We start from the raw sequence: 25,633 nt of genomic DNA on the forward strand, positions 1-25,633 counted from the left end.
GGCTGTCAGTTTACCTTTTTCATGCTGTTTCGCAATCCGTTCGTCGCCTCCGCCAAGTTCAATTTCACGTTTTCTATTTTACCGTCCTTTAGTAATGCGAAGGATGGAGATGAAGGTAGATGGTCTTCACCGAAAATCATACGTGCATATGCAGTTGCTTCCTTATCTTGCCCTGCAAACACAGTGACGAGATGATCAGGTCGTTTATCATAATGGACCGCGTGTGCAGCGGCTGGGCGTGCAATCCCACCTGCGCAGCCACAAACAGAGTTAACCATGACAAGCGTTGTTCCTGGACGTTTGAATGCCTCTTCCACTTCTTCAGGTGTTGTTAGTTGTTCGTAGCCGCTTGCTTCCATTTCGGAGCGTGCTTGCTTCGTAATATCTTCCATATAAAAATTAAAATCCATTGTCATTGTAAATTGGCCCCTTTCAAAATATATTTTCATCATATCAGTTGGCTGTTAGACTTGCAAAAAAGTGAATTTCGAGCTTACAGAGAGTGCTTAGTTTACCTTGCAATGTATGTTGTCAATCCATTGGAAGTATGGCGTCCACAGCACTTGCAACTGTCATTTCGCCTGTCAGCAATTGTTTTTCCAGATCGGCAACAAGCTCTTTTTTCCCTTGCTGTGAAAAGAAACTATCGATCAACCGATCCCTGATCATAGAATGAAACCAATCTTTTGTCTGAGACTGTCTTCGTTCATGCCAAACGCCGCTTGCTTCCATTTTTTCGTAAAACGTTTCTATCGTTTCCCACACAGTTTCAAAACCTGTTCGTTCCAGTGAAGAGACAGGCAATGCAGTCGTCGACCACCCAGGAGTCGCAGGTTGAAGGAAATGAAGGATTTGGCGGTATTCCCTAACCGTCTTTTTGGCCAGTTTTAAATTCTCCCCATCCGCCTTATGGACAATCATGCAATCCGCCAATTCCATAATCCCTTTTTTCATGCCTTGCAGCTCATCACCTGCACCAGTCAATACGAGCAACATGAAGAAATCGACCATTCCCCTTACAACAGTTTCACTTTGACCAACACCGACTGTTTCAATGAGAATGATGTCATATCCCGCAGCTTCGCAAAGCAGCATTGTTTCGCGTGTCTTTTTATGGACGCCACCTAGGGTTCCGGAAGATGGTGAGGGGCGAATGAAAGCGTTCGGATGCTTTGCGAGCGCCTCCATTCTAGTTTTATCGCCTAATATACTCCCACCAGTCACCGTTGAACTCGGATCAATGGCAAGGACGGCCACTTTATGGCCAGCCTCTGCCAATAGAAGACCGAACGTTTCGATGAATGTGCTCTTTCCCGCTCCAGGCACCCCGGTAATGCCGATACGGATGCTTTCTCCTGTATTCGGCAGCAGTTTTCGTAACAACCCCTGCCCTGCCTTCTGGTCATGTTCCGCCCGACTTTCCAATAAGGTGATCGCTTTGGATAGATGCAGCCTCGAGCCTTTGCGTATTTCATCATATAATAAATCGATTTCGATTTTCTTTTCTTTTTTAATAAATCGTTTGCGTTTTGAGCCAACAATTCCGTCATGCCTTGACTCAATGCCATCCATTACGTGCATTGCACTGTCATCTCGCAAATGTTCTTTCTTGCTCACTCCGTCACTTCCTCGTAACCGAGAGCACGGTAAATGTTTTCGATCACTTTCTGGGCAGCGACAGGTATGACTGTACCTGGTCCGAAAATGGCTGTCGCACCGTTTTCTCTTAGGAATTCATAATCCTGGGCTGGAATTACGCCTCCAACGACGATTAAAATGTCCTCCCTTCCGATTTTCAAAAGTTCATCCCGCAATGCTGGCACTAAAGTTTTATGTCCAGCAGCAAGTGAACTCACTCCGATGACATGGACGTCGTTTTCCGCTGCCTGCAAAGCAGTTTCCTCAGGGGTCTGGAATAAAGGTCCGATATCTACATCAAATCCTAAGTCCGCAAATGATGAGGCAATGACTTTCGCTCCGCGATCATGACCGTCCTGTCCCATTTTTGCTATGAGAATACGAGGGCGGCGACCTTCATTTTCCAAAAACTCATCCGTCATCTCTTTCACTTCATCGATTTCTTCCGCATTTGAGAAATTCGAACTGTAGACGCCACTTACAGAACGTATGACCGCTTTATGTCTTCCGGATACTTTTTCAATTGCATCGGATATTTCTCCAATTGTCGCCCGAGCTCGAGCCGCATTTACCGATAACGCCAAGAGATTCCCGTTTCCACTGCGAGCAGCCTCGGTTATAGCTTCTAAGGCTTTCTTGACTTCCACTTCATCTCGTTTTTCTTTCATTTGTCGGATACGGTCAATCTGTTTTTGACGTACGACTGTATTATCGATTTCCAATATATCGATAGGCTCTTCCTGTTCAAGCCGGTATTTATTCACACCGACAATCGTTTCCGTCCGAGAATCGATTTTTGCTTGACGTTTGGCAGCGGCTTCTTCGATCTTCATTTTAGGCAAGCCGGTTTCAATTGCTTTTGCCATTCCTCCAAGCACCTCAATCTCTTCAATTAGATCCCATGCTTTTTCCATCAGGTCAGCAGTCAACCTTTCGACATAATAGGAGCCGCCCCACGGATCGATCGTCTTCGTCATATTCGTTTCTTCCTGAAGGAACAATTGAGTGTTCCTTGCAATTCGTGCTGAAAAATCAGTTGGCAACGCAATCGCTTCGTCTAGCGCATTTGTATGCAATGATTGGGTATGACCCATTGCGGCTGCATTCGCTTCCACCAATGTACGTGTAACATTGTTAAAAGGATCCTGTTCCGTCAAACTCCAACCTGACGTTTGAGAATGCGTACGCAATGCAAGGGATTTAGGATTGGATGGATTGAAAGTCTGCATCATTTGTGCCCAAATTTTACGTGCCGCCCGCATTTTCGCAATTTCCATGAAATAGTTCATGCCGATTGCCCAAAAGAAAGAAAGACGCGGTGCAAATGAATCGATGTCAATGCCAGCTTTCAATCCGGTGCGCACGTACTCGAGCCCGTCTGCCAATGTATAAGCAAGCTCGATATCCGCGGTCGCTCCTGCTTCTTGCATATGATAGCCGGAAATGGAGATTGAGTTGAACTTTGGCATATTTTTGGATGTATATTCAAAAATGTCAGCGATAATCCGCATCGACATTTCAGGTGGAAAGATGTAAGTGTTTCTCACCATATACTCTTTTAATATGTCATTTTGAATCGTACCTGCCAGCTTCTCAGGGGTTACACCTTGTTCTTCTGCCGCCACGATGTAAAACGCCATTACTGGCAGCACAGCTCCATTCATCGTCATCGAGACGGACATTTGGTCAAGCGGGATGCCGTCAAAAAGGATTTTCATATCCTCGACAGAATCAATTGCCACTCCGGCTTTACCTACATCACCTGTCACGCGAGGATGATCTGAATCATATCCTCGGTGTGTCGCCAAATCGAAAGCGACTGATAATCCTTTTTGCCCCATCGCCAAGTTTCTTCTATAGAAAGCATTACTTTCTTCAGCAGTTGAAAAGCCGGCATATTGGCGAACAGTCCACGGTCGAGCGACATACATCGTTGGGTATGGCCCCCTTGTGTTTGGAGCAATGCCTGGCATGTCTTCCAAATGATCAATGCTTTCTATATCATCAATCTTGTACATTGATTTAATGGATATGCCTTCATTCGTAAGGAAAGGCGTTTCATTTCCAGTCAAATTTACAGAGATGTTTATTTTACTTATATCAACTTTGTTGAAATTGGGTTTATTCATTTCTGAAGACCTCCCTGCCACGTAACAAACACTTTTTGCAATTTCTTAATTTTATTCTGACCGTTGTAGATCATTCCGTTAAGACCTTTTTGCTGCCAGTCATTCAATGTTTCTTCATTGATCTTTCCTGCAGCATCAAGCAAAATGCCTGTCGGCAGCTTTTCAAGTAGAGGTTCCATAATATTTTCTATCATTTCTTCAGTACCGCAAACAATTGCATAATCCGGTTTTTCATTATGTAACCATTCAACAGCTTCATCGGCACTTTCAAAGATCGGGCTCCAATTGCTTCTAATTCCACCTGAGGCTAAGAATCCTGTTACAAAATCAGCCCGTGGCTTGAAATCTTTCAATTTACCAAATACGAGTATTGCAGTTTTTGGTTGATTTTCACTAAATGAAAGACGCAGTTTCTCAAATGGTTCGGCCAGACGCGATTTAGATTGAAGGCCATTCCAATCATCAAAGTTTGTCGGTCCAATTTCAGCATATACATTCGTGCCTATGAGAGCCTTTTTCCCGGTCGCCGTTTCTAATTGCAGCTTTGAAAACTGTTCGTTTAAGCGGCCACTTTTAAGGAAATTTTCAATACCCCCAGTACGTTCAATATCAATAAATAAATTCCAAGACTTTTCCACAAGTTCTTCTGTCAGTTTTTCAATGAAATATGAGCCGCCGGCGGGATCAAGAACTTTTTCTACATATGTCTCTTCCTTTAAAACGAGTTGCATATTTCTGCTATACCGAATTGAACTTGCATTCGGGCCAGTCAATATATTGTGAGGATGCGCTTGGATAATGTCGGCTCCGCCTAGAATTGCGGCGAATGTCTCATTTCCTGCACGCAGCATGTTAACGTATGGATCTAGCTTTGAAAAAGAGCGTAATGACGTTACTGCCAACACTGGTACAAACGGTGATACATCGACATTATAAGCTTTGGCAAACGCCTGCCATAACACTCGAAAAGCTCTTAGTTTAGCGATTTCCATGAAGAAATGGGTGTCAATCGGAAAACGGACGAAGAAATTGTCCGCAAATGTTTGAAAACTTTCATAGCTAGTTGAAATACGAGAAGCTTCTGCCAATACGATGGCAAGCTCAGTCACTGCATCCGCACCTTCATGATGAGCATTCCATACATCTGCCCCTGTTGTTCGAATACCTTTATAACCGACTGGAATAGTCCAATCGCTCACCTGGATGATACCGGTAACCGCTTCCCTCAGTTCATGATGGACAAAATCAAATGCCCTTAAAATCGGGTCATCATTACGAACGTTGAAAAGAAATACTGGGTATTTAGCTAAGAATGATGATAAGTGCAAGAGCTGATCATCATTCCAGTCAAACGGATGCCCGCCATCATAAACAATTGCTTCATTCCCTTTTTCAAGCGAATCCTCCAATTGTCCCAAGAATTCAGCACTGCTTGCAGCGATTGTTTGCTGTGCAATGATCCAACCGGCACTACGCTTCATCGATTGGACTGCAGATGAGCTGTTGAGCTCTGTTTTTTCAAAATAGAGCGGCTGGAGCTCAATGCCTTCTAATGTCGCTGTCGTCAATTTCGCATATGGCTTTCCTTTTAAAGAAGTAATAGCGAGTTCTTTCCATTGCTCGAAACCTGCTTTTTCAAAGGTCGTCTTTTTCATCTTATCAACAGTCACTAAGGTTACCCCTTTCGCTGAGCTTGATAGTATCTTTCTGTAAATATGTAATTTGCGTCAAATTAATCATCAACTACTTATAGTTTACCTGACTAGCTATTTCTTTGAAAGCTCAAACAGGATAAAGATTGATTGCTTGAAAAGTATAGAGAAAAAGCCGCCTCTCACAGAGAGACGGCTTTGCTCGTAATTAATAGACAGAAGTGTTATCTGCTGAAATGCTTTCAAGGATTTCTTTGACGCGTGCTAGGAAACGGCCAGCGACTAATCCATCAAGCACGCGGTGATCGAGCGACAGACAGAGATTAACCATATCGCGTACCGCAATCATTCCGCCATTCATAACGACAGGACGTTTCACAATCGATTCGACTTGCAAAATTGCCGCTTGTGGGTAATTGATAATACCCATCGATTGGACCGACCCGAATGAACCTGTGTTATTTACAGTGAATGTACCACCTTGCATTTCATCTGACTTCAATTTGCCGGAACGGACTTTCGACGCGAGGTCATTAATATCGCGACCGATTCCTTTAATCGTTTTTTCATCAGCATGTTTAATGACCGGTACAAATAAAGCATCTTCTGTCGCTACTGCGATGGAGATGTTAATGTCTTTCTTTTGGATGATCTTATCTCCTGCCCACATGGAATTCATCATCGGAAATTCTTTCAATGCTTGGGAAACTGCTTTCACGAAGAAGGCGAAATAGGTTAAATTGAATCCTTCCTTCTGCTTGAAATCATTCTTCAATGAATCGCGGTACTGAACAAGATTCGTTACATCCACTTCAATCATCGTCCACGCATGCGGAGCCTCGTGCTTGGAGCGAAGCATATTCGTCGCAATTGCACGCCGTACGCCCGTGACCGGTATTTCGATATCACCAGCAGCAGTTGGAACTAAAGTTGGTTCTGCAGGCTTAGTCGAGGATACACTTTGTACAGTTGCCGCCGGTTGTTGTTCCACCTCTTTCGGTGTCTGTTCGATTTGCACCGATTTGTCGGTCGGAATTTCTCCACTATCAATAATACTTTGGATATCTTTCCGTGTGATACGTCCCTCTTTTCCAGAGCCTTGGACAAGTGAAAGATCAATATTGTTCTCTTGTGCCAATCTCATGACCGCTGGTGAAAAACGCCCTGCCCCTGCTTCACGTTTGATCGGTGCAGCTGGTTTTTGGGAGCCCGCTGCTGGCATTTCGTTTGCCGGTTCTTCTTTTGCAGGGACTGCTTCAACCGGAGCTTCTGAACCGCCTTCTGTTTCGATTGTGCAAACGACGATTCCAACTTCTACAGTCTCTCCTTCTTGGACGATGATTTCCTTAATTGTTCCAGTGAAGGAGGAAGGTATTTCAGCAGTTACTTTGTCTGTGTTCACTTCAGCCAATGGATCGTATTTATTCACAACATCTCCAGGCTTTACTAACCACTTTTCAATAGTGCCTTCTGTAACACTTTCTCCGAGCTTGGGCATTTCAATTTTTTCGATTGTCATAACATATTACCTCCTTTCCGATTAAAATTCTGCGAGCTCTCGTGCTGCTTTTTCAACTTTATCCGGATTGACCATGAAAAACTTCTCCATTGTCGGCGCATATGGCATTGCCGGAATATTAGGCCCTGCAAGACGTTTAATCGGTGCATCTAAATCGAATAGGCAGTTTTCGGCAATAATAGCGGATACTTCACTCATAATACTGCCTTCCAAGTTATCTTCAGTGACAAGCAATACTTTTCCTGTTTTAGAAGCGGCTTCAATGATTGCTTCTTTATCCAATGGGTAGACAGTTCGCAAGTCGAGAATATGCGCTGAGATTCCATCTTCCGCCATTCTTTCGGCAGCCTGCAAAGCGAAGTGGACACATAATCCGTATGTGATGATTGTTATATCTTCCCCTTCACGCTTCACATCAGCTTTTCCGATTGGAAGTACGTATTCTTCTTCAGGAACTTCGCCTTTGATTAAACGGTAAGCTCGTTTATGTTCAAAAAAGAGTACCGGATCATCATCTCTTATCGCCGCTTTCAGCAAACCTTTCGCATCATAAGGAGTTGAAGGGATGACGATTTTCAAGCCTGGTGTACTTGCGAACATCGACTCAACCGATTGGGAATGATATAAAGCGCCGTGAATCCCACCGCCGAACGGAGCGCGGATTACGATTGGACAAGACCAATCGTTATTGGATCGATAACGGATCTTCGCCGCTTCGGACACGATTTGGTTTACCGCAGGCATAATGAAATCCGCGAATTGCATTTCTGCGATTGGACGCATACCATACATTGCAGCACCAATCCCTACGCCAGCAATTGCTGATTCCGCTAGCGGTGTATCGAGCGCACGGTATTCACCGAATTGATCGTAGAGGCCGGTCGTCGCTTTAAAAACGCCGCCTTTCCTTCCAACGTCTTCTCCAAGAACGAATACATTTTCGTCCCTTTCCATCTCTTCTTTCATGGCAAGGGTAATAGCATCAATATACGAAATGACGGCCATTATTCGTTCCCCCCTTCTTCTTTATAAACATGTCGAAGCGCATACTCCGGTTCTGCATAAGGTGCTTTTTCCGCATAGTCTGTCGCTTCATTGACGATTGCCATAATGCGTTCTTCTAGCTCTTTTTCGTATGCTTCATCGATGACGCCTGTTTCTCGTAAATAAGATGCAAACTTAGGGATCGGATCAAGTTTCCGCTCATTCTCAAGCTCTTCTGCATCCCGATATAGTCGATGATCATCATCTGAAGAGTGCGCCGTCAATCGATAACATACAGTTTCTACGAGGCTCGGTCCTTCGCCGTTGCGCGCGCGATCTGCCGCTTCTTTAACAACACGGTACACTTCTAAAGGATCTGTTCCGTCGACAGTCACACCAGGCATACCATATCCGATGGCACGGTCCGAAACATTTTCACAAGCAAGTTGTTTTTCAACAGGAACTGAAATTGCATATTTATTGTTTTCAACCATGATGACTGTCGGCAATTTATGGACACCTGCAAAGTTCATACCTTCATGGAAATCACCTTGGTTGGATGAACCTTCTCCTAAAGTGACGAATGTAATGAAATCCTCTTTTTTCATTTTCGCTGCAAGCGCTACTCCTACTGCGTGCGGAAGTTGTGTCGTGACAGGTGAAGACCCCGTCAAAATGCGATTTTTCCGCTGACCGAAGTGACCAGGCATTTGACGACCGCCCGAGTTCGGATCTTCTGCTTTAGCGAAAGCCGAAAGCATCAATTCTTTCGGTGTCATGCCGAAGTGAAGAACAACGCCCATATCACGGTAATATGGTGCAATCCAATCCTTTTCTTTATCGAGTGCATATGCAGCTCCCGCTTGAGCCGCTTCCTGACCTTGACATGAAATGACAAACGGAATTTTACCTGCACGATTCAAAAGCCACATACGCTCATCTAATCGTCTAGCCATAACCATCGTTTCATAAATTTCCAATACGTCCTCATTCGTCAATCCCAATTCTTCATGACGTGTTTTAGCCACGTAAGAAACCCCCTTCTTAATCCAATTCAAATGATCGGTGTTTGAATTATAACAGAAAGCCGTTCCCGGCAATTTGTATTACATATGAACTGCTATGCCATCCACTGCAAGGGATGCCTCTCCGATCACTTCAGATAATGACGGATGTGGATGGATGGTTGAAGCCACTTCCCACGGGGTTGCATCTAGAACCATTGCCAAGCCAGCTTCTGAAATCAAGTCTGTCACATGCCCGCCTATCATATGAACGCCTAATATATCATCTGATTTTTTATCGGCGATAATTTTCACAAAACCGTCGGCATTTCCATTTACAAGCGCTTTGCCAATTGCAGCGAATGGAAACTTGCCAACTTTAACGTCAAAGCCTTTTTCTTTAGCTTGCGCTTCGGTAAGACCGACGCTCGCCGCTTCAGGACTTGAATAAATACATCTGGAAATATTCGTATAATTGATAGGTTCAGTCGTGTGTCCTGCAATATGCTCAACGGCAGAAATGCCTTCATGAGAAGCTACATGGGCTAACTGAAGACCACCAATCACATCTCCGATTGCGTAAATATGGCTTTCCTTCGTTTGGAAAGTCGGCTTCGTCTTAATAAAACCTTTTTCAATTTGAATTTCAGTATTTTCAATGCCGATTCCTTCAACATTCGCTTGTCTTCCTACTGAAACGAGCATTTTCTCAGCTGTAAATTCCTGCATTTCCCCAGAAACTTCTGCAGAAATCGTTACAGACCCTTCAGTTTTTGTTAGAGTGTCTGCTGCAACTTTTGCTCCTGTTACGAAAGTTATTCCCTTTTTCGTCAACAGTTTTTTCATTTCCTTTGAAATATCCCCGTCTTCCGTCGGGATGATTCGATCTGCGTATTCGATTACCGTGACATCCACACCAAAATCATTCAACATTGAAGCCCACTCGATTCCTATGACTCCGCCGCCAACTATGAGCATTGATTTCGGAAGTTCCATCATTTTAAGAGCACCATCCGATGACAGAACTTGTCGTTCATCTATTTCCAATCCCGGTAAAGTGCGGGGTCTGGAACCGGTTGCGATTATGAGGTTTTTCAGAACGAGCATTTCATTTTCTTCTCCGCTGTTCATTTCAACAGAAATCGTTCCAGGCATCGGGGAAAAGATCGATGGCCCTAACATGCGGCCGTAACCTTCATACACGTCAATTTTGCCTTTCTTCATAAGTCCGATGACACCTTTATGCAGCTGTTGAACAATTTCGTCTTTCCTTGCCTGCACTCGTGCGAAATTCAATGAGGTCTCTTTCGTATCGACACCAAAGTGGGCAGCTTCGTTCTTTGCCATTTGAAAGACTTCTGCACTTTTCAATAATGCTTTGCTCGGTATACACCCTTTATGTAAGCATGTTCCGCCGAGCGCATCTTTTTCCACAAGCGCCGTTTTAAGTCCTAATTGTGCAGCTCGAATTGCGGCAACATATCCACCGGTGCCTCCGCCTAATATCACTACATCATATTCGTTTGCCATTAGTAATCAAGGCCTCCATTTAGCTATCCATCAAGCAGGATAGTTTTTTGCTTGCTCTTCACCGTTCATGACCCGTAGAGCACCTTCTGCAAGAGCTTGCAATTCATCTTCTCCCGGATAGGTGATTACCTCGGAAATCCATCCGACGCGGTTAGCGATCATTTCTACGTATTCCTTGCCGTATGCAAGGCCGCCGGTCAAAAGAATTGCGTCAACTTTGCCTTCAAGAACAGTTGCAGCGCTTCCAATTTCTTTTGCGACTTGATAAGCCATCGCTTCATATAATAACGCCGCTTTCTCGTCTCCCGCTGCTATTCTCTTTTCGACGGCAACAGCATCGTTCGTCCCTAAATACCCGACGAGACCGCCTTGACCGACAAGTTTCGCCATAATTTCTTTTCTAAAATAAGTTCCTGAATAACATAGATCGACCAATTCGCCGATAGGAACTGTTCCTGCCCGTTCAGGGCTGAACGGTCCATCGCCATGCAAGCCATTGTTGACATCTATCACTTTGCCGTAACAGTGTGCGCCAACTGTTATGCCGCCACCCATATGTGTGACGATCAATCGAAGCTCATCATAATTTTTGCCAACCTGTTTCGCATATCTTCTCGCTACAGCCTTTTGGTTCAGCGCATGAAAAATAGATTTTCTACTAATTGGCTCAAAACCTGAAATACGGGCAATCGGCTGCATTTCGTCGACAACTACCGGATCGACGATGAATGCAGGGATATTTACTTCAGCTGCTATTTCATTTGCAAGGATGCCGCCTAGATTGGATGCGTGTTGACCTGAAAATCCGTTTTTCAAGTCTCTGAGCATTGCTTCGTTGACCATATATGTACCGCCTGAAATCGGTCGGAGCAATCCGCCTCTTCCACAGACGGCATCCAGGTCTGTTAATTGAATGCCGCCAATTTCCAACGAAGAAAGGATGGCATCTTTTCGAAAATTGTATTGATCGATGACAGAAATAAACTGTGCAAGCTTTTCCGCTTGATGTCTCAATGTGTTCTCAAAAATGAGTTGTTCATTATCGTACACACCGATTTTCGTAGATGTGGATCCTGGATTAATGACAAGGATCCGGAAGCTCTTCTTTTGCACCGCCATCCCTCCTATCGGTCGGTACTTTCTAAAGTATTGATTTTAAAAGGCTGTTTTATTTTCTTTTCGATAGGACGCTTTTTTCATTTTGAAGGAACTGGCCTCGTGATTTTGCTACACGAGCGATCCGTTCCTCTGCAAGCCGATCCGCAGCAACATACGAAGGGATGCTATCACGTTTAGAAATTGCAAAAATCTTTTCAATCGTATCGTAAATGCCCGCAACCCGTTTTAATGCGCGTTCCCGATTATAACCTGCAAGCTCATCCGCCACATTGATAACTCCACCTGAATTGATAACGTAATCTGGTGCGTAAACGATGCCCATTTCGTGAATAATATCCCCGTGTTCCGGGTTTTTCAATTGGTTATTTGCTGAGCCAGCAATCACTTTAGCCTTTAATTGTGGAATCGTTTCGTCATTAATGATGGCACCTAGTGCGCAAGGTGCAAAGATATCAGCATCTTGGGAATAAATTTCATCCGTACCGACAGCCGTTGCGCCGAATGCATCAACTGCACGTTGGACCGCTTCTTTATTGATGTCAGTTACGATCAGCTTTGCGCCTTCTTCATGCAAGTATTCACAAAGAGTGTAAGCAACGTTTCCGACGCCTTGTACAGCTACCGTCTTGCCTTCAAGGGAGTCACTTCCAAAAGCTTCTTTAGCTGCTGCTTTCATCCCTTTATAAACACCGAAAGCTGTTACAGGAGAAGGGTTTCCAGAAGAACCGAACTCTGCGGAAACACCTGTTACATAATCAGTTTCTAAATGGATCAGATCCATATCCTCTTCAGTTGTACCAACGTCTTCTGCGGTAATATATCTTCCGTTCAATCCTTCGATGAAACGACCGAACGCACGGAACATTTCATCATTTTTATCTGTTTTAGGATTTCCGATAATGACGGTCTTGCCTCCGCCTAAGTTTAGTCCCGCGGCTGCGTTTTTATATGTCATGCCTTTTGCTAGTCGAAGTGCATCTTCAATTGCTTCTTCTTCACTTGCATACGTCCACATACGTGTACCGCCGAGTGCAGGTCCAAGAGTTGTATCGTGGATTGCGATGATTGCCTTTAATCCTGACGTCTTATCTTGGCAGATGACCAATTGTTCATAATCGTGAGTTTCCATATATTTAAAAATTTCCATAATGCAGTTCCTCCTTCGGATTTTCCGTAATTATTTTTTAGATGACAGTATAGCTAATGCTAATGAATAAAGCTTTGTTTCAGCACTATCCGATCTTGATGTTAACACGATTGGCGCTCTGGCGCCTTGAATGATTCCGCCGACTTTTGCTTTTGCGAAATACATAAGTGATTTATATAATATATTTCCTGCCTCAATTGATGGCACGACGAGAATATCAGCACGTCCTGCCGTTTCGCTCATTATCCCTTTATGCCTAGCAGATTCAATCGATACCGCATTATCCAAGGCGAGCGGCCCGTCAATGATGCAATCCTTTATTTGTCCCCTTTGATTCATGACAACGAGTGATGCAGCATCAGTTGTCGGCGTCATTACCGGATTGACCGTCTCGATTGCTGCAAGTGGAGCAACAATTGGCAGGTGCACTCCGCATGCTCTTGCGGTCGCCACAGAGTTCCTAATGATTTGAGCTTTTTCCTCCAAATTAGGGGAGATATTCATGCCTGCGTCCGTGACGAAAAGCAATCGTTCGTACCCGTCTACTTCGAATGCCGCCACATGGGATAGAACTTTTCCCGACCTTAAGCCGTAATCTCCGTTCAACACGGCTTTCAATACGACTGCTGTCGGCAAGTTGCCTTTCATCAGCACTTGTGCTTCCCCGCTAGAGACGGCACGTACAGATTTCTCTGCCGCCTCTTCCTTGCTAATAGCATGGATGATCGTGATGTTAGGATGTCCATCCAATTCGGGGAAACGATCTCTAATTGTCTGATGTAAACGTTCTTCATCGTCAAAAAGAAGAAAAGATGCGATTCCTTTCATAATTGCCATTTCAACAGCTTCCAGCACTTCCGTATCCGCAGCACACGCAACAGAGACGACCCTTGTACTGGAAGAAGTTGTTCTCTCTACTAAGGCATCCAGTGTTGACATTTCAGAAGCACCCCTTTAAATCAGTTTGTATTTTTCCAGTTTGTAGTATAAGGAGCGAAGTGAAATGCCAAGTCGGTTCGCGGTCAATGATTTGTTGCCGTCGTGTTCATCCAAAGCTTTTTTCAAAACGGTACGTTCGTAATCATCCATGACTGCCGCTAAAGTACTTATTTCAGGTAAAACATCTTCGACAGCCTTCACTTCATTCGTGAAAAGAGATCTTCGAATGTCTTCTTCTCCGATTGCCGCGGATCCATGCTTCATATAAATCATTGCACGGCTTAACACATTTTCAAGTTCGCGCACATTCCCAGGCCATTCATAACTCTGAAGACGCTCCATCGCTTCGCTTGAAATTCTTTCTACATTCATGCCAAATTCCTGATTCAGCTTTTTCAAAAGGTGAATGGCCACTTCGGGGATATCTGTTTTCCTCGTTCGTAGTGATGGGATTTGGATTGATAGACGATTCAGCATATAATATAAATCCATATTGAATGTACCATCATGGATTGCCTTCTCTAAATTTTTAGAAGTTGCAACTATAATTCGTGCTGTTGTTAAAGAGTGTTGACCGTCCATCCGAGCCATTGCATGTTGCAAATAATCGAGAAGCCGAGATTGTACGGATAAAGGCAAATCAGTCACTTCATCCAAAAAGAGAGTTCCACTTCCAACCTCTTCCAACAATCCGGTCCTTATCAATGAACTCGTATCCTGCATACCCGCGTCCCCGAATATTTCCTTTTCCATTACAGCCGGGTCGATTGCACTGCAATTCAATCGGATGAACTTGCTTGACTTCCTATTACTTCCGCTATGGATTGCGTTTGCGAACAATTCTTTCCCTGACCCCGCTTCTCCGCGTAAAATTACAGGAACATCTGATTTCGAAGCAATCTTCGCCTGATCAATTGCAAGACTGATATCCGATGAGCTTCCATGTATATCATCAAATGTACAAGTCGACTCCAATTTCCTAATTGTTTGCCTTGCCCAGTCAAGCTCTTTCATTAGACTGCGCATTTCTGTAATGTCATGGATAACGCCAATACTGCCCTTCACTTGCTGATTGACAACGATAGGAGCGACATTTACGATGACATCCCGGTTGTCTTCCCCGATCCGCATATTGACTCCTCGGACTGGCTGTTTCGTCTTCAATACTTTCATATGGATACTTTCGCCCTCATTAATATCGACTGTAGCCGGTTTCCCGATCACTTCATCTTCAGATAGGCCAGTTATGCGGGTGTACGCAGGATTGACAAGTATGCCATTTCCCTTTTCATCTACAACTGATATTGCGTCATCACTTGAATGGATGATCGCTTCTAACATCGTCTTAACTGATTTCAAATCGGTAATTTCTTCCGCAAGTTTGACAACTTCCGACACATCCTTGAATACCGCAAACGCGCCGAATGTTTTCCCATCTGCGGAAATGAGCGGATAACGGGAGCTTACAATTTTTACTCCGTTCGGCAAAATCAACTCGTCATTCACTTCGGGCATCCCTGATGCAAGGACTCTGACCAATTTGCTATCTGGTATGATTTCAAAAATTGATTTGCCGATTGCATCAAAATCAGAAACTTCCAACATCGTGCAAGCGCTTTCATTAATAAAATCAATATTACCCTCACGATCAATCCCAATCATGCCTTCATCAATTGAATTAAAAATGAGTTGTTGCCTATCCATTTCCGTTTGAATTTTCCGGATGATTTGATCATTTTCATTCAAGAGGCCTACGAGTAGATTCGCCACTGAACCAGGAATCAATAACGTATGCATTTGAATGCTTTTCATCAATTCATCAAAAACTGCTTTATCCCCTGTTACATCAAAAACGATATGGACTTCATCTGTCAAGAACCGCTTCCAATCGGAGCCGTGCGAGATTCCTAGTTTCTTGGCGATTACAAGTCCTGGTGCCTGTTCATCAATATCGACAATTGCCGACACATTCATGAAATTTGAGTTTAACAGCAGGCTCAGTATTTTCGTGCCTCCGGATCCTGCTCCAATAATGAGTACATTTTGCAAGGATATTCAATCTCCTTTTAGCACCATGCAATCTTTTGCAAATCTATATTCATCATACACGATTGTACTGTCCTTGACAATAATTGTTGAGCGGGTAAAATTAATTTTAGTAAGGAGATTGATATTATGGCACGTATGGCGGCTTTTATCGTTCTGTTGATTCCAATACTTATCACCGCTGGTGGCATTAAGCTTATGCGTGATTCTCTATTCGGAATCCAATTCAGCCCGTTTCCTTTCATCTGGCTCCAATTTACGGTCGGCTTTCTCATGTTCGGCGCAGGTCTTGCATTTTTTGCAGGTTTCCTCCTACGTCGCGATCGCCGGAAGGGACGAGTTCAAGAGCGTTTCAAGTAATAGTTCTAGTAAAATTAAAAAGACATCGGCTAATTTTCGCCGATGTCTTTTTCATTTAAACCTGCCAGGGTAGTCTGTGATCCAGCCGCTGATGTAGGAAGGTGGTTGGGCAGCGATTGCTTCCTTGCCGGTCATGCCATAGACTCGTAATTTTTTTCCGCTTGCAATTAGAGCGCTGCTATATGGTTCCTTCAATAGTCGTTTATGAAAATTGAACCCGTCCACATAATAGTAGTTCTCCAATCGGTTCCATTCTGTCGTTTTTCTTTTGACGAGCAAAGCTGTTTCGATAGTAGGCTCCATAGCTTTTACATTTTTAAGTATTTCGGAATCGAATGATGATATATGGACGTTATCCAACATAATGGCCATATCGATGATCGCCCTCAAATTTTCTGGCCTTTCCGAAACCGTCTCCTTTAACTCGATGTTTAAGGCTAAGCGGTTCAATTCGCAGAATGTAACAGCTTCCCTTAATGATGGTATACGATGCCCCATGAAGCGCCTGAACAATTTCCCGCCAACTTTCACGCCAGCTAGCTCACTTGAGTGAATGGATGAAACCCTTTTTCGTATTCCTGCAATCCTATATAGATCAACATCGTGAAGAACTACAGGAACACCATCCGCTGTCAACTGAACATCAAGTTCTATGCCGTCCGCCTTTTGCCTTACTGCCTCTTTAAATGCACTCATCGTATTTTCAAAACAGATTCCGGACGCACCTCTATGAGCAAATACGATTGGCTTACACATTAAGGACGTTATCGACAACTTCAAATACACCTCTTGTCGTTTTATTGAGCAAGCTAGATTTTTGGCCGATTTGGATGATGACCCCTGGATAAGCTTCCTTCGCAACTTCAATTCGCGGCGGTACTGCTGTTTTTATTTTATAGAGTCCAGTCTGTATTTCCCGATCAAGGTCAAACATTTTATCCCTGCTTGCTTTTAGTGTCATTTTCAGTTTTGTGTATGCGTCCGCTTGCTCTCCTTCTAGTTGTTTAGATTGCTGGCTACCAATTACTGTTAATTGGGTTTCGAGATGCTGAGACGTTTTTTGCAGCTCTTTCAGTTCCAAAGCCATTTGTTGAATCTCTTGATAAATTAAATCTTTATCAATCCCTTTTGCGTACAAATGGGTTGTTCTTTCATGGGCATTGCCCGCAAATCCGCATTCAATCTTGAAAAGAGCTTCAATTCGGCCTCCGATTATTTTCCCTCTGTTTTTATCAACGGTAACAGTTTCACCAACTACATCAGAACCCAATATATATAAGCCGACATTTATGTTTTTCGCAAAGATCTTGCAATTATTTGCGTGTTTGATGAAAATATCTCCACTTGCTTCAATGAGGGATATATCTCCTCCGAAAACGCCGCCTTTAATATACAGATCTCCTTCCGAAGAACAGATCTCCTTGGCATTCGTCACGCCTTCGTTCCCTTCAATGGAAATATCTCCTGTTGCATTTACAGAGAATCCTGCCATCACCGTACCATATACGGTGACAGCGCCATCAAACGTAATCGATCCCGTTTCATGGCCGACATCCCCATTGATAATCAAATGTCTTCCAACGCTCACGTAATCGTCTACGAATTCAAGCGCACCGCCGAAAAGGGCACGAAGAACGACTTTCTCCTGCTCCTCAACTTCAACAACGGATTTCCGGTCATACCGAAGCTTCTCGTCACTGCCTCGTATCGCATCAACCGCGTCTCCAAATATGTCCTTTCCAGGTTTCCCATCTGCAGGCGGTATTTTTTCGCCTAACCAGTCACCTTCTTCAACATGAGTAACAAAATTCATTTCGTAGTAATCCGCCAGGCCGTCTTCACGTATGACCGGCCTCTTTTCCGGTTTCTCTATATATGTAATTTGGGCATCTGCGCCTTTCTCTGGCTCCCGCCCGACTGCAGCCAGGATGGCAACCCCTGGAAAAAGATCATCTTCTCTCAAGTCTATCTTACCAAAGACGATGCCGTTGTCCTCCAATGTTTTTTTTATAAGGTGAAGCAGTTGGTGCTTCTCAGATTGAAATTCAGTTATTGTCATATTAATGATGACTTCTGCTTTCATCTTGTCAGGTGATACGATAACGTCGATAAGAGGTAAATAATGTCCAATTTTATGTCCATTCCCAACTTCCGTCAAAGCTTTTCTCAACGCAGGAAAAGAGCTGATTTTGACTCTTGGGTTTTGATTGATAATCATGTCAAATGATTTTAAAGGAAATCCGGTTTTATTCAAGTCGATTAATACATCTTCACCCGTTACATATAAATTAAAAAAATCATTTTGAACTAACAATTCAACACCCCATTTACTATTCAACTCATCCTTTCCATTATAAAGTTAAAACAATATTTCCACAATGCATTGTTAAAAAAGAAACACCGCTGAAATCGCGGTGTCGGAAAAGGAAATTATTCAATGATACCAATTAACTTGCTACATGCTCTAAACGTATTTTATCTGCAATCATTGCAATGAATTCACTATTGGTAGGCTTGCTTTTCAAATGATGGACTGTATAGCCGAATGTTTTTGAAATGACGTCGTAATTCCCCCGGTTCCACGCAACTTCAATTGCATGCCGAATTGCACGCTCGACACGAGATGGGGTTGTTTTATATTTCTCTGCAATATCCGGCAATTCATTCTGACAAACTTTCGGCAATCACTTGACAATTCAGCGGACAAACAGACGTAAATTTATCGCAGTAGGAGACGTGCTAACTTATGAGGAAATTCGAATTTAAACGGAAGGAAAACCTCGAACTCCAACGGAAATTCAATTACGAACAAACAGTCGAACTATTCATCGACGACAAGCGCCTGCAAAAGCGCAGCGAGAAGACGATCAAGACTTACCGGCAGACACTCTGCCACTTCGGAAAGTATTGCGCAGACAACGGCTATACTGGCGCAGAAGACGATTGCGTGCGTGCCTATGTACGCTGGCTGACGTTTGAGAAGACGAAGTGGGACGACCATCCTACGAACCATTCCGACGTCGTAGGCGTGTCGGCGCGCACTGTAAACAACGCCTTGCGCGTCTTGCGCGTATTCTACAATTGGGCCGTCAAGAAGCGCCTAATCAACGCCAGCCCTGCGCAACAGGTCGGCTTGCAGACGGAGGACGTCGACACATTCGAAATATTCACGGACGCTGAAATAGAGTCGCTACTTGCCGCGCCACGTCGTCGTACCTACACGGGACTGCGCGACTATACGTTGATGGCGCTGATTGCGGACACCGGCATGCGTGTCGGAGAAATGACGGCGCTAGTGCGCAATGACTTCGATTTAGTCTACCGCCAAATCATCTTGCGCGCGGAAATTACGAAGAATCGCAAGGCGCGCATCGTACCAATCAGCCGGACGACTGCGGATTTATTGCGCGAGCTATTCGATTACATCGGCATCGACGACCCGAACAGTGAGGAGTTCGTTTTTCTAACGCAATACGGCGATCAGCTTATCGGCGACAACTTTGCGAAGAACCTAAAGAAATACGCGCGCCGGTCGCTTGTGCCGATAAAAGCACGCGTAAGTCCGCATACCTTCCGACATTATTTCGCAATCAAGTTCCTGCGTAACGGTGGCGACCCTTTTGCGCTAATGAAAATACTCGGACATACGGACATTTCGATGACGCAAAAGTACGTACGATATGCCAGCGCCGACCTACAGGAAGTGCACGACAAGGCGTCGCCTATCGAATCGCTAACGGGCAAGCGCAATAAGCCGCGAGGTAACGTCAAGTTCCGCTAAAGGAACGACTTTGCGATAGTCTTGCCGACCCTTGTGGCTGGCTGCGCGGTTATAGCGTCGGCTACGACAGGCGCTGGCGTCGTATTTAAGGCAGGTTGCGCCAAGCTTGCGCGGTCGCGGTCAATCAGACGCTTAACGTAGTGACTGAACTTGCCGCGTGCAGGATCGGTCGCAAACGCGTATAGCTCGGCTTCGTAGTCGTTGTCGTGCGAAAATGAGACGCCTTTAATCGACCTATTTTCTTTCGCATTCATCCATACGTCAACCTTGCGATTTCGTAGAAACCGACCGCATTCGCAAATGTCGGTAGGTGAATCTGCATACCGTTGTGCGCGTTAAGCTGCGGTATTAACGGCGTAACTTCCGTATAATGCTCCGTAAGCAACGGCAGTAAGTCAGACGCGATACCGCCGCAAACTAGTACATTGTCCGCCTGCCGCCATTTAAGCTGCGTAGTTGAGCGTACGACTGCCCGCGCAATAGCGTCGATATTAGCGCGCCCGCCCGTGGTTTCGACGCCGTAATTGAACGTAGCCGACGCCGTGTTGATGTGTCGGTGGTCGCTTATCGTTGCACAGTTGACCGTGCCGCTGCCTACGTCTATGATGCGAAACACCCCTTCGCGCGGTGCCGCCATGAATGCGCCCGAGCCTTCCGCCGCGACGCCGACGCGATCAATAATGTACGTAAACTGGCGCCCGTTGACCGTAATAACGTGAGTGCCGCGCAATAGTAATTCCAGCTTCGTCTTCTCCGACTTCTTGTGCGAAATAATCGGCTGCCCCACTACGATGTCAAAACGCTCGTAGCCGGGGCAGTATTTTTGTGTGTAGCGATAGATTGCGAGCAGTACGCGTATCAACGTATCATCATGCGCCTTGCTGTCGCCGTACATAGCGCCGCCGCCGAATTGGTCCTCGTAGCTTGCGAGCGTGCCTGCGTAACCTTTGCGTCCCTCATACGCGAACTCCATATCGTCTTCGCCGAAATCTTCCTCGATGTTGCGCTCGAACCAATCGCAAATTGCCGTCCTATACGAATCCACACCGTAAGGCCCCGCCGTCTTGCCGCGATAATTCCCCGGATCGATTCCGAGAATCAACTTTGACATGAAATGCGCCTCCTTTTCGTTATACGAGCGTATAACAAAACGACGATTTTAGGCTGCGTCCGTTTTACGTCAGTTTAACGCTCGTAAAACATACTACGTTGAGTTTGCGTTGAATATTCGTCGGATTAACGCCATAAGCTAAAATAAGTCCGTTTTCTGCCACAGATACGGGCAAATATAGCGAAATGAGGGCGATAGTTGTTTTGGAAAAAGAAAAAAGCTGAACGCAAGTCGTCGATTGATGATAAAGTGCACGTACAGCCTACTATATCCAGAACATTAAAAGAACAAATTGAAAGACTATCATATATAATCGATCAACCTATATCAAAAACATGCGACTTATTGTTTAACTACGGTACAAGTGAGCGTGAGATTGTAGAGTGGTTTGCGAGGTATTTTCAGAAGGACGATTTAAGATTCGAGAACTCGGTCTACCGAAGCCATGCCGACAATCCGTCCTTGAAAGACGTGCCGCTAGTAGGACCTACAGAACGCATTAGCATCCGCTTTACGCAAGACGGCTACCATGACGTAGATATGTATGCGGATATGCTTGGCATTTCGGACTCCCGCGCCGTAGGATTAGTGCTCGAAAAAACGATTAAGCATGTTGGCGTACTTCAACGCCTTATCCGATTTCAGAATAATAGAATGCACTTCGATGAAATCACGATTGCTGAAATGAAGAAACTAATGAAATATGTCAATCATCAGAATCCGTACAAGGAGACGTGGAACGATAAGTTCGTCGCATTTATCGAAGGCCCGAAGAAGCGTCCTAAACTATTCTCGAAGCCTATTACGCCGGAATGCGTCGATACGGAAACGTACCGCTGGAACCTAGATTGATCCGCGCGATAAGTAGATTTCGAGTAACTCCTCCGAACGGTTTTTCAGCCTAGCATTCAAATAGCTGCGCTCGTCCGTATAGCCGCCGTGATAAAATATGTATTTCGTAAACGTATCGCCAACTTTGCCGCGTTCCAGCCGTAACTTGTTTGCACGCATATAGTCGGCAGTCACTTTATTGTCGCGCTGTACTGCGTCTATTGCGGCGTCAATCAGACGCAAATAAGGCGCTTGGAATTTGAGTGCGCTACGTTCGACGGCTTCTCGATCACGCGCAAGTATCGTAAGTAGCATCGGCAAGTATATCGCGTTCTCGAAATGTTGTAGAGATTCATCGGAAATGAACGGCATAGAAGCGACCTCCTTTCAGACAATTATAGCGAACGCGTATTCGTAGTGCAAGTGCCTAGTCAAACGCAAAAAGGCGACCCGCCCCGTAATTAAACGGAGTAGGTCGCCTTGTTTATTTCTTTCGCGCGTTGTAACTAATCAGTAGGTCCAGCGCTTCGCCGCGCGTCATTGTGCTTACTTTCGCCGTGTGATTCACGCTGAATACTTTCTCGTCGAATGCGCGCTGTAGTAACTTGCGCATGTCCGCCTGTTGTGTTGCCGGTAGTTTCTCCGCCAAGTAGTCCGCCTCCTTTTGCGTCGTTCCTGCGTTGCCTTGCGCCTGTTTAGCGCGCTTTAGCGCAGCCAAAGTCTTAGCGCCCGCCACGCCGTCTACCGCAAGTCCTACGGCGCGTTGGAACGCTTTAATCGCCTCCGCCGTCGCTGGCCCCGCAATGCCGTCGACTTTAACTGCGTAGCCCGCCGCAACTAATAACGCTTGTAACGCTTTTACCGCAGGGTCAACGATATAAAGCATCGGATCAACTGCGTTAGTAAAGCGATTATTCCACGCGCCAGTATGAACTTCGAAGTGCAAGTGAACGCCAGTACTGACGCCAGTCGTCCCCATCACCGCGATAGTTGCACCTGCTTTAACGTATTGACCAACGCGTACATTGAACGACGCAAGATGCGCATAGACCGTCGTATACAGCTTGCCGGCGATAACATGCTCGATCATTACGGTATTGCCGTAGCCATTCGTCGATTTTGCGTAGGTTACTTTGCCGTCAGCCGCCGCAACTATGCGTGTACCGGCGTCGCGTCCGAAGTCTACGCCCCAATGCATTGTCGTAGGCTTGCCCGTTACCGGATGTGTGCGCATACCGAATGGTGATGTCAGACGGCCGGCGCTTGGACGAATGAACATCGTTAATCCTCCGCCTTTTCTTCGTTGTCGACCGCCGCCTTATCGATTGCACCTTCCTGCAAAATATAGACGGCAATTGCGCCGAAGCTCGTAATAATGGCCGCCACTTGCGCGATGTCATTTTCGCCGACATTAAACGCGACTAATAGCGAGCCTACAAAACCTGCGACCATCGCCCAAAACTTTCTTGACGCCAGTTTGCGTTTAAAGTTCGTCATAGTATATCGTCCCCTTCCGTAGCGCTAACGGCATCATCGCCGTACACGCTCCGTAATTTAATTTCATTCTCCTTGCGCGCCTTCCAGTAATAAAAGCCCGTTGCCGTCGCAACCTCTGCGAATACTGACGGAATTAAATAAGCGAGCGGACTAGTGTCGCCCGTCCGCCATATAATTGCAAGCGTGAACGCGATGATTACGCCCGTCACGCCGAATATTACGTAGAGTAGCTTTTTCGAGAACTCCGTCGGCTTCTTCGGCTTGCGCGGTTGCCTTACGATTTGTAGGCGCATATCATACGCCCCCTAACTTATCCACGCGCTCATTGACGGCCTTTACGCCTTCCTGCGCCTGCTTTACGCCTTCCTCGACGCGTATGATACGCTCCGATACGCCTGCGATTGTCTGTTCGTTCACCTTTAGATCGACGCGTATAGAGCGCACGTCCTGCCCGATGCTGTCGAGCTTGGTCGTAACGATTGCGGACTCGGCTGCGCTCGCTTTAACGTCCTTGTCACGTGTGCGCAAAAAGCCGACGTAGCCGAGGGCCATGCCGACAAGTGCGCTGATTAAACCGATTGTAATTTCCATTATGCGGCCACCTCGTATTTATCGCCGGTGATTTCTTCGTATTGTTCCGGGGTAATCTTGTTCGCAACTACGAATTTCTTAACGTCATCCTTCGTGTAAAAGCGAGGATAGTACGCCTTTGCTGCGTTATACCATACGTTATTCATTCGTCGCACCTCCGTCTAGTAAAATAAGTAACATTTCCGCCTGTAACTCTTCGACCGTTTCCAGCCGTATATCTTTTTCGATATTGGCGAGGGCGAGCGATGCGTTTTCCGCCTCTAGTCGTGCAATCTTTTCCGCGTCTGTTTCTCCGACAAATACCTTTTCCAGCTCGCCGAAACTACCGTCCGGCAGCCGCCTTCTCCGCATGATTGTCATTACGACAACACCCCCGAAATTAACGTGATTCCTACGTCTTTTGCCGTGTCTGTGCGCGTCTGTGTCAGTTGGATAACGATGTTCTCCTTTGCTTCTGCCGCGTCGTACGTAAACTCGTCCTCTTCGATGCCGTCCGTTACATATGCCGTAACAGTCTTCGTCATGGGCGTGAAACTTTCCGCCTCGCCTGGCGCCGTCATGCTGATTTCCGCGCTTAATTCGATGCCGTCTGCGTCGCGCTCGACCCATAGCAGAACGCCTTTTGCGCTTCCGTTCGGTGGCGTAAGTTTATAGCGCGTGACGGACGATTTGAGCGGTACTGTCGGCGCAGACTTCGTTACGTTTAACGTCTTCGTCGTTGTTGCGCCGAAGCTGTCGATAGCTTGTACTGTTAATGCGTTCGGACCCTCCGCGAGTAGCGCTAGTCCGATGTCAAATGAAAAAGACCCGCCAGTAGGTCCGTTATATATTTCCGTATATGCGCCGTCAGCGATTCGATAGCGAACTCGAACAAGGTTGCCGTCCGGATCACTTACCGACCCGCTAACCGTTACTTTGTCCGTATTAAGTAAATCGCTAGGTTGCGCGAAAGGCTTGAACGTAATATCCGGCGGACGGTTAGCAATTACTTTAAACGTCCTAACTTGTTCCGTGGACTTACCGCCTTGATCGTCCTCCGCCCATACGCGCAAGGTGTGTGAGACGTTTTCGGCGAGTGACGCGACTACGGTTGTGGAGCCGTCAAATAACGATCCCGAATTATACTTTAAAACTTTACTGAACGAGACCACTGCGCCGGTAGAAATATTAGAAGTTAATGCGCGGACTGTGCCATCGTTAATCCTGTAACGTACGGTTACGACGTTACCTGCGTCTGCATCCACTACGGTTCCCGAGATGTTTATTGCCTCATTTTCTAGTATGGTACGGCTGTCTGCGGTATATAAGGTAACTGTGGGTACGTTATTGACTTGTGAACCGCGAACGTACCAGTAACCGTCGTCATGCTCCCCGTTCGCGGGGTAAGTGCCGTCTTCTGCGGTAACGGTTCCTACTAAAGTTCCGGCTGATTTAGATTCACTTAGTAGAGTTTTGATGCGTTTTTGAGAATCGTAATATATAACTTGATTCCCTTCTATCTGTCCGTTATTCAAAATAACAAATGATGTTTCTGTTGACGTGTTGACTAACTCTGTGCGATAACCGCCTAATTGTTCGCCATGCCTCGTTACAGGGGTTAACAATGTATACCTGCCATCGGTTCTGATACTATCCGAGGAATAAACGGTATAATTACCAAGTTGACTAAAACTCCTTATTACGTTTTCGTTTTTCACCGCCGACCATAGCGGCGTTGTTTTGATTGTGTATTTACTGTAGCGATACTTCGCCATC

General features: G+C 45.5%; 27 protein-coding genes and 1 pseudogene. 3 read left to right on the forward strand and 25 right to left on the reverse strand.

Going from position 1 to position 25,633, the window contains the following annotated elements; genetic code table 11:
• Positions 1-5: 5 nt before the first annotated feature.
• The 12 genes from ACR65H_RS11940 to ACR65H_RS11995 all read right to left on the reverse strand — a co-directional run bounded on the left by ACR65H_RS11940 (position 6) and on the right by ACR65H_RS11995 (position 15,710).
• Positions 6-416: a BrxA/BrxB family bacilliredoxin gene (locus ACR65H_RS11940; protein WP_440500501.1), complete on the reverse strand. Its 411-nt coding sequence runs from the start codon at positions 414-416 to the stop codon at positions 6-8.
• Positions 417-531: 115 nt separating this feature from the next.
• Positions 532-1,581: a methylmalonyl Co-A mutase-associated GTPase MeaB gene (meaB, locus tag ACR65H_RS11945; protein ID WP_440500701.1), complete on the reverse strand. Its 1,050-nt coding sequence runs from the start codon at positions 1,579-1,581 to the stop codon at positions 532-534.
• Between the two features lie 32 nt (positions 1,582-1,613).
• Positions 1,614-3,767: a methylmalonyl-CoA mutase gene (gene scpA / locus ACR65H_RS11950; protein WP_440500502.1), complete on the reverse strand. Its 2,154-nt coding sequence runs from the start codon at positions 3,765-3,767 to the stop codon at positions 1,614-1,616.
• Positions 3,764-5,437, reverse strand: coding sequence for a methylmalonyl-CoA mutase family protein (locus ACR65H_RS11955; protein ID WP_440500503.1), 1,674 nt, complete (start codon positions 5,435-5,437; stop codon positions 3,764-3,766). The genes scpA and ACR65H_RS11955 overlap by 4 nt, the downstream gene beginning before the upstream one ends.
• Positions 5,438-5,627: 190 nt before the next feature.
• Positions 5,628-6,938 carry a dihydrolipoamide acetyltransferase family protein gene (locus tag ACR65H_RS11960; RefSeq protein ID WP_440500504.1) on the reverse strand — a complete coding sequence of 437 codons (1,311 nt, stop codon included), beginning with the start codon at positions 6,936-6,938 and terminating at the stop codon, positions 5,628-5,630.
• 21 nt (positions 6,939-6,959) lie between these two features.
• Positions 6,960-7,943 (reverse strand): alpha-ketoacid dehydrogenase subunit beta, encoded by a 984-nt coding sequence (locus tag ACR65H_RS11965; protein ID WP_440500505.1) that lies wholly within the window; start codon positions 7,941-7,943, stop codon positions 6,960-6,962.
• Positions 7,943-8,950, reverse strand: a complete 1,008-nt coding sequence (locus ACR65H_RS11970) for a thiamine pyrophosphate-dependent dehydrogenase E1 component subunit alpha (RefSeq protein ID WP_440500506.1) — start codon at positions 8,948-8,950, stop codon at positions 7,943-7,945. Before ACR65H_RS11970 ends, ACR65H_RS11965 begins: the two co-directional genes overlap by 1 nt.
• Before the next feature lie 78 nt (positions 8,951-9,028).
• On the reverse strand, positions 9,029-10,456 hold the full coding sequence (gene lpdA / locus ACR65H_RS11975; RefSeq protein ID WP_440500507.1) for a dihydrolipoyl dehydrogenase: 1,428 nt from the start codon (positions 10,454-10,456) through the stop codon (positions 9,029-9,031).
• Between the two features lie 30 nt (positions 10,457-10,486).
• Positions 10,487-11,575, reverse strand: coding sequence for a butyrate kinase (gene buk / locus ACR65H_RS11980; protein ID WP_440500508.1), 1,089 nt, complete (start codon positions 11,573-11,575; stop codon positions 10,487-10,489).
• Between the two features lie 49 nt (positions 11,576-11,624).
• Positions 11,625-12,722 carry a branched-chain amino acid dehydrogenase gene (gene bcd / locus ACR65H_RS11985; protein ID WP_440500509.1) on the reverse strand — a complete coding sequence of 366 codons (1,098 nt, stop codon included), beginning with the start codon at positions 12,720-12,722 and terminating at the stop codon, positions 11,625-11,627.
• Between the two features lie 30 nt (positions 12,723-12,752).
• A complete protein-coding gene (yqiS, locus tag ACR65H_RS11990) occupies positions 12,753-13,661 on the reverse strand; it encodes a phosphate butyryltransferase (protein WP_440500510.1) in 909 nt (302 codons plus the stop codon).
• Positions 13,662-13,676: 15 nt separating this feature from the next.
• Positions 13,677-15,710, reverse strand: coding sequence for a sigma 54-interacting transcriptional regulator (locus ACR65H_RS11995; protein ID WP_440500511.1), 2,034 nt, complete (start codon positions 15,708-15,710; stop codon positions 13,677-13,679).
• 126 nt (positions 15,711-15,836) lie between these two features.
• On the opposite strand from ACR65H_RS11995, the gene ACR65H_RS12000 reads away from it, so the two are divergent.
• On the forward strand, positions 15,837-16,067 hold the full coding sequence (locus ACR65H_RS12000; protein ID WP_440500512.1) for a DUF2627 domain-containing protein: 231 nt from the start codon (positions 15,837-15,839) through the stop codon (positions 16,065-16,067).
• 51 nt (positions 16,068-16,118) lie between these two features.
• Here the strand turns inward: ACR65H_RS12000 and ACR65H_RS12005 are convergent, their stop codons facing one another.
• From ACR65H_RS12005 to ACR65H_RS12015, 3 genes and pseudogenes are all read right to left on the reverse strand, one after another.
• Positions 16,119-16,847, reverse strand: coding sequence for a glycerophosphodiester phosphodiesterase (locus ACR65H_RS12005; RefSeq protein WP_440500513.1), 729 nt, complete (start codon positions 16,845-16,847; stop codon positions 16,119-16,121).
• Positions 16,816-18,405, reverse strand: coding sequence for a flagellar assembly protein A (locus ACR65H_RS12010; RefSeq protein ID WP_440500514.1), 1,590 nt, complete (start codon positions 18,403-18,405; stop codon positions 16,816-16,818). Before ACR65H_RS12010 ends, ACR65H_RS12005 begins: the two co-directional genes overlap by 32 nt.
• Positions 18,406-18,514: 109 nt before the next feature.
• A pseudogene (locus ACR65H_RS12015) lies at positions 18,515-18,724 on the reverse strand (sporulation initiation factor Spo0A C-terminal domain-containing protein); the annotation flags it as partial.
• Positions 18,725-18,813: 89 nt separating this feature from the next.
• Between ACR65H_RS12015 and ACR65H_RS12020 the strand changes: the two are divergent.
• Entirely contained in the window at positions 18,814-19,848 is a 1,035-nt protein-coding gene (locus ACR65H_RS12020; protein WP_440500515.1) for a tyrosine-type recombinase/integrase, read from the forward strand.
• Here ACR65H_RS12020 and ACR65H_RS12025 read toward each other — a convergent pair.
• Positions 19,845-20,102, reverse strand: a complete 258-nt coding sequence (locus ACR65H_RS12025) for a hypothetical protein (protein ID WP_440500516.1) — start codon at positions 20,100-20,102, stop codon at positions 19,845-19,847. The two genes, ACR65H_RS12020 and ACR65H_RS12025, sit on opposite strands and share 4 nt — an antisense overlap.
• Positions 20,099-20,959 (reverse strand): ParM/StbA family protein, encoded by an 861-nt coding sequence (locus ACR65H_RS12030; protein ID WP_440500517.1) that lies wholly within the window; start codon positions 20,957-20,959, stop codon positions 20,099-20,101. Before ACR65H_RS12030 ends, ACR65H_RS12025 begins: the two co-directional genes overlap by 4 nt.
• 198 nt (positions 20,960-21,157) lie before the next feature.
• Here ACR65H_RS12030 and ACR65H_RS12035 point away from each other — a divergent pair, with 198 nt between their 5' ends.
• The gene (locus ACR65H_RS12035; RefSeq protein WP_440500519.1) at positions 21,158-21,811 is read left to right on the forward strand and encodes a hypothetical protein; all 654 of its coding nucleotides are present in this window, start codon (positions 21,158-21,160) and stop codon (positions 21,809-21,811) included.
• On the opposite strand, the gene ACR65H_RS12040 is transcribed toward ACR65H_RS12035, so the two are convergent.
• The 8 genes from ACR65H_RS12040 to ACR65H_RS12075 form a co-directional block, all read right to left on the reverse strand.
• Positions 21,803-22,162: a YhjD family protein gene (locus tag ACR65H_RS12040; protein WP_440500520.1), complete on the reverse strand. Its 360-nt coding sequence runs from the start codon at positions 22,160-22,162 to the stop codon at positions 21,803-21,805. The two genes, ACR65H_RS12035 and ACR65H_RS12040, sit on opposite strands and share 9 nt — an antisense overlap.
• Before the next feature lie 112 nt (positions 22,163-22,274).
• On the reverse strand, positions 22,275-23,069 hold the full coding sequence (locus tag ACR65H_RS12045) for a peptidoglycan DD-metalloendopeptidase family protein (protein ID WP_440500521.1): 795 nt from the start codon (positions 23,067-23,069) through the stop codon (positions 22,275-22,277).
• A gap of 2 nt (positions 23,070-23,071) precedes the next feature.
• Positions 23,072-23,287: a hypothetical protein gene (locus ACR65H_RS12050; RefSeq protein ID WP_440500522.1), complete on the reverse strand. Its 216-nt coding sequence runs from the start codon at positions 23,285-23,287 to the stop codon at positions 23,072-23,074.
• Positions 23,284-23,580 carry a hypothetical protein gene (locus ACR65H_RS12055; protein ID WP_440500524.1) on the reverse strand — a complete coding sequence of 99 codons (297 nt, stop codon included), beginning with the start codon at positions 23,578-23,580 and terminating at the stop codon, positions 23,284-23,286. The genes ACR65H_RS12050 and ACR65H_RS12055 overlap by 4 nt, the downstream gene beginning before the upstream one ends.
• Before the next feature lies 1 nt (position 23,581).
• Positions 23,582-23,878 carry a hypothetical protein gene (locus ACR65H_RS12060; protein WP_440500526.1) on the reverse strand — a complete coding sequence of 99 codons (297 nt, stop codon included), beginning with the start codon at positions 23,876-23,878 and terminating at the stop codon, positions 23,582-23,584.
• On the reverse strand, positions 23,878-24,024 hold the full coding sequence (locus ACR65H_RS12065; RefSeq protein ID WP_440500527.1) for an XkdX family protein: 147 nt from the start codon (positions 24,022-24,024) through the stop codon (positions 23,878-23,880). The genes ACR65H_RS12060 and ACR65H_RS12065 overlap by 1 nt, the downstream gene beginning before the upstream one ends.
• Positions 24,017-24,238, reverse strand: coding sequence for a hypothetical protein (locus ACR65H_RS12070; protein WP_440500529.1), 222 nt, complete (start codon positions 24,236-24,238; stop codon positions 24,017-24,019). Before ACR65H_RS12070 ends, ACR65H_RS12065 begins: the two co-directional genes overlap by 8 nt.
• Positions 24,238-25,632 (reverse strand): hypothetical protein, encoded by a 1,395-nt coding sequence (locus tag ACR65H_RS12075; RefSeq protein WP_440500531.1) that lies wholly within the window; start codon positions 25,630-25,632, stop codon positions 24,238-24,240. The genes ACR65H_RS12070 and ACR65H_RS12075 overlap by 1 nt, the downstream gene beginning before the upstream one ends.
• Between the last annotated feature and the right edge of the window lies 1 nt (position 25,633).

Source organism: Sporosarcina sp. SAFN-015 (assembly GCF_059415085.1).

Coding starts and splice junctions, on each gene's coding strand:
- ACR65H_RS11940 (WP_440500501.1), bottom strand. CDS start 416: ATGACAATGGATTTTAATTTTTATATGGAAGATATTACGAAGCAAGCA.
- meaB (WP_440500701.1), bottom strand. CDS start 1,581: ATGCACGTAATGGATGGCATTGAGTCAAGGCATGACGGAATTGTTGGC.
- scpA (WP_440500502.1), bottom strand. CDS start 3,767: ATGAATAAACCCAATTTCAACAAAGTTGATATAAGTAAAATAAACATC.
- ACR65H_RS11960 (WP_440500504.1), bottom strand. CDS start 6,938: ATGACAATCGAAAAAATTGAAATGCCCAAGCTCGGAGAAAGTGTTACA.
- ACR65H_RS11965 (WP_440500505.1), bottom strand. CDS start 7,943: ATGGCCGTCATTTCGTATATTGATGCTATTACCCTTGCCATGAAAGAA.
- lpdA (WP_440500507.1), bottom strand. CDS start 10,456: ATGGCAAACGAATATGATGTAGTGATATTAGGCGGAGGCACCGGTGGA.
- buk (WP_440500508.1), bottom strand. CDS start 11,575: ATGGCGGTGCAAAAGAAGAGCTTCCGGATCCTTGTCATTAATCCAGGA.
- bcd (WP_440500509.1), bottom strand. CDS start 12,722: ATGGAAATTTTTAAATATATGGAAACTCACGATTATGAACAATTGGTC.
- yqiS (WP_440500510.1), bottom strand. CDS start 13,661: ATGTCAACACTGGATGCCTTAGTAGAGAGAACAACTTCTTCCAGTACA.
- ACR65H_RS12000 (WP_440500512.1), top strand. CDS start 15,837: ATGGCACGTATGGCGGCTTTTATCGTTCTGTTGATTCCAATACTTATC.
- ACR65H_RS12020 (WP_440500515.1), top strand. CDS start 18,814: ATGAGGAAATTCGAATTTAAACGGAAGGAAAACCTCGAACTCCAACGG.
- ACR65H_RS12025 (WP_440500516.1), bottom strand. CDS start 20,102: ATGAATGCGAAAGAAAATAGGTCGATTAAAGGCGTCTCATTTTCGCAC.
- ACR65H_RS12030 (WP_440500517.1), bottom strand. CDS start 20,959: ATGTCAAAGTTGATTCTCGGAATCGATCCGGGGAATTATCGCGGCAAG.
- ACR65H_RS12040 (WP_440500520.1), bottom strand. CDS start 22,162: ATGCCGTTCATTTCCGATGAATCTCTACAACATTTCGAGAACGCGATA.
- ACR65H_RS12045 (WP_440500521.1), bottom strand. CDS start 23,069: ATGTTCATTCGTCCAAGCGCCGGCCGTCTGACATCACCATTCGGTATG.
- ACR65H_RS12050 (WP_440500522.1), bottom strand. CDS start 23,287: ATGACGAACTTTAAACGCAAACTGGCGTCAAGAAAGTTTTGGGCGATG.
- ACR65H_RS12055 (WP_440500524.1), bottom strand. CDS start 23,580: ATGCGCCTACAAATCGTAAGGCAACCGCGCAAGCCGAAGAAGCCGACG.
- ACR65H_RS12060 (WP_440500526.1), bottom strand. CDS start 23,878: ATGGAAATTACAATCGGTTTAATCAGCGCACTTGTCGGCATGGCCCTC.
- ACR65H_RS12065 (WP_440500527.1), bottom strand. CDS start 24,024: ATGAATAACGTATGGTATAACGCAGCAAAGGCGTACTATCCTCGCTTT.
- ACR65H_RS12070 (WP_440500529.1), bottom strand. CDS start 24,238: ATGACAATCATGCGGAGAAGGCGGCTGCCGGACGGTAGTTTCGGCGAG.
- ACR65H_RS12075 (WP_440500531.1), bottom strand. CDS start 25,632: ATGGCGAAGTATCGCTACAGTAAATACACAATCAAAACAACGCCGCTA.